At 68.3% G+C, this 4,653-nt stretch carries 5 protein-coding genes; all 5 read right to left on the reverse strand.

Annotated features, from left to right (window positions below; translation table 11 throughout):
- On the reverse strand, window positions 1–639 hold a 639-nt coding region (locus B3587_RS01660; protein ID WP_292726056.1), incomplete at its 3' end, for a metal ABC transporter ATP-binding protein.
- Window positions 636–1,640 carry a metal ABC transporter solute-binding protein, Zn/Mn family gene (locus B3587_RS01665; protein ID WP_292726058.1) on the reverse strand — a complete coding sequence of 335 codons (1,005 nt, stop codon included), beginning with the start codon at window positions 1,638–1,640 and terminating at the stop codon, window positions 636–638. The genes B3587_RS01665 and B3587_RS01660, both read right to left, overlap by 4 nt.
- Window positions 1,641–1,718: 78 nt before the next feature.
- On the reverse strand, window positions 1,719–3,095 hold the full coding sequence (locus tag B3587_RS01670) for a dihydrolipoamide acetyltransferase family protein (RefSeq protein ID WP_292726060.1): 1,377 nt from the start codon (window positions 3,093–3,095) through the stop codon (window positions 1,719–1,721).
- A 100-nt stretch (window positions 3,096–3,195) separates the two neighbouring features.
- A complete protein-coding gene (locus tag B3587_RS01675; protein ID WP_228179512.1) occupies window positions 3,196–4,161 on the reverse strand; it encodes an alpha-ketoacid dehydrogenase subunit beta in 966 nt (321 codons plus the stop codon).
- Between the two features lie 62 nt (window positions 4,162–4,223).
- Window positions 4,224–4,653: thiamine pyrophosphate-dependent enzyme (locus tag B3587_RS01680; protein ID WP_292726062.1), on the reverse strand; the 430-nt coding region annotated here is incomplete at its 5' end.

Consider the following 4,653-nt stretch of genomic DNA (forward strand, 5'->3'; position numbering starts at 1 on the left):
GACGTCGAGGACAGGGTTGATGTCGTGCGTGACGAAGAGAACCCCGGTGCCGCGCTGGCGGCGATGCCTGTCGATGAGCGCCACGATCGCCTGCTGGTTGGCCAGGTCGAGACTCGTGAGCGGCTCGTCGCACAACAGCAGGCCGGGGTCGTCGGCGATCGCCTGCCCGATGCGCAGCCGCTGCTGCTCGCCGCCGGAGAGTTCGCCCACGGGCCGGTCGGCGAACCCCTCGGCGCCGACGTCTGCCACCAGCACATCGACGCGTTCGCGATCGCGCCGGCTTGGGAGGCTGAAGCCGAACTTGTGGCCGGTGACACCGAGGGTCACGAGGTCGCGACCGCGCAATGCGGTTTCGGGCGGAAGGGGACGCTGCTGGGGTACGTAGCCGATGTGCCGGTTGCCCCGGCGCTCGACCCGGCGACCGCTCGTCTCGATGGTCCCAGCGCTCAGGTGCTCGAGGCCCAGGATGGCGCGCAGCAGCGTCGTCTTGCCGGAGCCGCTGGGTCCGAGAACCGCGATGAACTCGCCGGGTTCGACGTCGAGGTCGAGCCCGGCCCACAGTTCCCGCTCGCCACGGCGCAGCGCCGCTCCGCGGATGCGGAGCGGCGGCTGGGCGTCCGAGGTCGCGCTGGAGCTCACGCGTCGAGCGCGTCCGCGAGCTCCGCGATGTTCTGCTGCATCCACGAGATGTAAGTCTGGCCCTCCGGGAGGGTCTCCGTGAACTCCAGCACCGGGATTGACTGCGCGGTCGCGGCATCGATGACCTGCGTGGTCTCGGCGCCGCCGGTCTGTGCGTTGGCGATGACGACCTTGACGGAGCCGTCTTCGACGATGCCCAGCGCCTCGAGCAGAGTTGCGGGGGGCACGTCCTGCCCCTCCTCGACTGCCTCGCTGAACGCTTCGGGCGTCAGGTTCTCGAGCCCGGCTGCCACGATCAGGTAGACGGGCACGGGCTCGGTGACGAAGACTCCGGTGCCGGCGTGAGCTGCCAAGATCTCGTCGAGGGATGCCTCCAGCCCGGCGATCTGGTCGATGAAGGCTGCAGCGTTGGTCTCGAAGAGGTCGGCGTTGTCGGGGTCGAGCGTCGAGAGCTCCTCAGCGATGGCTTCGGCGAGGTGCTCCATGGTGTGCGGGTCGTACCAGACGTGCTCGTTGAATCCCTCGATGTGCGCGTGGTCGTGACCGTCCTCATCGGCGTGGTCGTGACCCTCTTCCTCCGCGTGGTCGTGACCTTCCTCCCCAACTTCGCCCTCAGCGGGGTAGTCGTGGTTGAAGGTGGCAGCGGTGATGACGGGCGCCGTCGTGCCGCTGGCCTCGATCATGGCATCCATGAAACCGTCGTATCCGCCGCCGTTCTCGATAATGAGATCGGCTTCCGAAACCGTGAGCTGGTCCTGGGCCGTCGGCTCGAACTCGTGCGGGTCCTGAGCCGACGACGTGATGATCGAGGTGACGGTGACGGCATCACCCCCGATCTCTTCGACGATCTGACCGTAAACGTTGGTCGACGCGACGACGCCGATGGTTGCTTCGGCCGGGGAGGATGTCGCAGGCGTTCCACCCGTGCCGGCGCAGGCCGTGAGCGTGAGGGCGGATGCCGCGCCGAGCGCGAGCAGGGTGGAAAGTCGTCGGGTTGTCATGTCGACAATGATAACGGCGGTGAGAATCATTATCAAAACGGGCGGCCGGTACATTCCGGCATTGCCGAGCGCGACGGGTCAGTCGAGCAGCAGCGCGGGTTCCTCGAGGATCGACGCGACGTCGGCGATGAAGCGACTCATCCCGTCGCCGTCGATGACGCGGTGATCGAACGAGCCCGAGACCGTGGTGACATAGCGAGGACGCACCTCACCGTCCACGACCCAGGGCTTTTGCCGGATGGTGCCCATCGCGACGATGCCCGACTCCCCGGGGTTGATGATCGGGGTTCCGGCATCCATTCCGAACACCCCGATGTTGGTGATCGTGATCGTGCCGCCCTGCTGGTCGGCCGGGGTGGTCTTGCCCTCGCGCGCGGTGAGGGTGAGCTTTTCGAGAGCCCGCGCAAGCTCACGCATGTTGAGGTCCTGGGCGTCCTTGACGTTCGGAACCAGAAGCCCGCGGGGGGTAGCTGCGGCGATGCCCAGGTTGACGTAGTGCCGCACGCTGATCTGGGCGCCGCCGTCACCGTCGACCCACGTCGCGTTCACCATCGGCGTGCGGCGTACCGCCCAGATGACGGCGCGCGCCATGATCAGCAGCGGCGAGACCTTGACGTCGGCGAAGTCGGGGGATGCCTTGAGTCGCTTGACGAGCTCCATGGTGCGGGTCGCGTCGACATCCGTCCACACCGACACGTGCGGTGCCGAGTACGCCGACTGCACCATCGCGGTCGAGGTGGCCTTGCGCACACCCTTGACCGGGATCGACTCGACCCGGCCCGCCGCCTGCGCGAACGGCGAGGCGACGCCGTTGGGGGCGGGAGGCGCTGGTGCCGCTGCCGGTGTCACGGTGATGGTCTCTTCGCGCACTTCGGGCCAGTCGGGAGTCTCGATATTGCGGAAGACGCTTGCCTGCGACGCGTGCTTCACGACGTCCTCGCGGGTGACTTCGCCGGCCTCACCCGAGGGGGTCACGGCGGCAAGGTCCACGCCGAGATCGCGCGCGAGCTTGCGGATCGGCGGCTTCGCGATGACCCCGACGGATGCCGTCACCGGCCGCTCAGCGGGCTTGCGGCGACGCGAGGTGACAGCTCCACCCGTCCCGTATCCGACCAGCACCGCGCCGCCGCCCTCAGCACCACCTTCCGCTGTCTCAGATTGCGCGTCGCCGCCCCCGGGAGCGTCGGCCTGTGACAGCGGAGCGGATGCGGCGGGAGCCGTCTCGATCGTCACGATCGGGGTTCCGACGGCGACGGTCACGCCCTCCTCGACGAGCGTCTCGCCGACCGTGCCGGTAAACGGCGAGGGCAGTTCGACCAGGGACTTGGCGGTCTCGATCTCGACGAGCACGTCGTTGACCTGCACGGCGTCGCCGGGCGCGACCTTCCAGGTGACGATCTCGGCCTCGGTCAGGCCCTCCCCCACATCGGGGAGAACAAAGGTCTGCGTGCTCATGTCGGTCCTTTCGCGGTGCACGAACTCCTGCACCTCGGTGGTCTGTGCCTCAGTATCGCCGTGTCCGTGCCGACATTGCAGGAGTTAGCGCCATCGGGTGTCAGTAGGCGAGGGCGCGGTCGACGGCTTCGAGGATGCGGTCGGCATCCGGGAGGTAGGTGCCCTCGAGCTTGGCGGGCGGGAACGGCGTGTCGAACGCAGAGACCCGCAGCACCGGAGCCTCGAGCGAGAAGAACGCGCGTTCGGTCACGGTAGCGGCGATTTCGCTGCCCAGGCTCGTGAACCCGGGAGCCTCCTGGGCGTAGACCATGCGGCCGGTGCGGCGGACCGAGTCCAGGATCGGACCGTAGTCAACCGGCGAGAGCGAGCGCAGGTCGACGACCTCGCAGCTCGTGCCCTCGGACTCGGCGAGCGCAGCGGCCTGCAGCAAGGTGCCGACCATCGCCCCGTGGCCGACGAGGGTGACGTCGGTGCCGCGGCGGACGATGCGGGAGGCGTGAAGTGGCAGGGCAGGGGCAGTCGTGTCCACCTCGCCCTTCTGCCAATACGCGCTCTTGGGCTCAAGGAAAATCACTGGGTCGTTGGAGGCGATCGCCTCCTGGATCATCCAGTACGCGTCTCCCGCGGTGGCGGGGCTCACAACCCGCAGGCCCGGGGTGTGCGTGAAGTAGGCCTCGGGGCTCTCCTGGTGGTGCTCGATCGCGCCGATGTGCCCGCCGTAGGGGATGCGAATGACGACCGGCATCGACACTGCCCCCTCGAGGCGGTTGGTCATCTTCGCCAGCTGCGAGGTGATCTGATCGAACGCCGGGAACACGAACCCGTCGAACTGGATCTCGCACACCGGGCGGAACCCGGCCATGGCCAGCCCGATCGCGGTACCGACGATGCCGGACTCGGCAAGGGGCGTGTCGAGCACCCGCTGCTCGCCGAATTCTGCCTGCAGCCCCTCGGTCACCCGGAACACGCCGCCGAGACGACCGATGTCTTCACCCATGAGCAGGACGCGGTCGTTCGTTGCCAACGCCTGCCGCATACCGGCGTTGAGCGCGCGCCCCAAGGGCATGGGCCCGGATGCCGGAGCCGCGGCGGCCGCGGAAGCCTGGCCGGTGGAGGTCGAGACGGTGGTCATCGGGTGCCTCCCTCGAAGGATGCCTCGTACTCGGCGAGCCAGCGGCGCTGCTCGTCCATGAGCGGGTGCGGGTCACTGTAGACGTGAGCGAACATCGCGTCGCGCTCCAGTCCGCCGAGCTCATTCGTGCGCACGCGCAGGTCGTCTGCGGCGGCGTTGGCCTCGGCATCCACCTCGTCGAACAGCGCGAAGGGGGCACCGCGATGCTCGAGGAACGCCCGCATCCGCGCGATGGGGTCGCGCTCCCGCCAGAACTGCTCCTCATCCGACGTCCGGTACTTGGTCGGGTCGTCGCTCGTGGTGTGGGCACCGATCCGGTAGGTCATCGCCTCGATCGCACGGGGCCCTTCGCCGCTCCGCGCCTCGTCGAGGACACGCCGAGTGACGGCGTAGCTGGCGAGTACGTCGTTGCCGTCGATGCGGATG

This window comes from Microbacterium sp. UBA837 (assembly GCF_002296025.1).
Classification (GTDB): Bacteria; Actinomycetota; Actinomycetes; order Actinomycetales; family Microbacteriaceae; genus Microbacterium.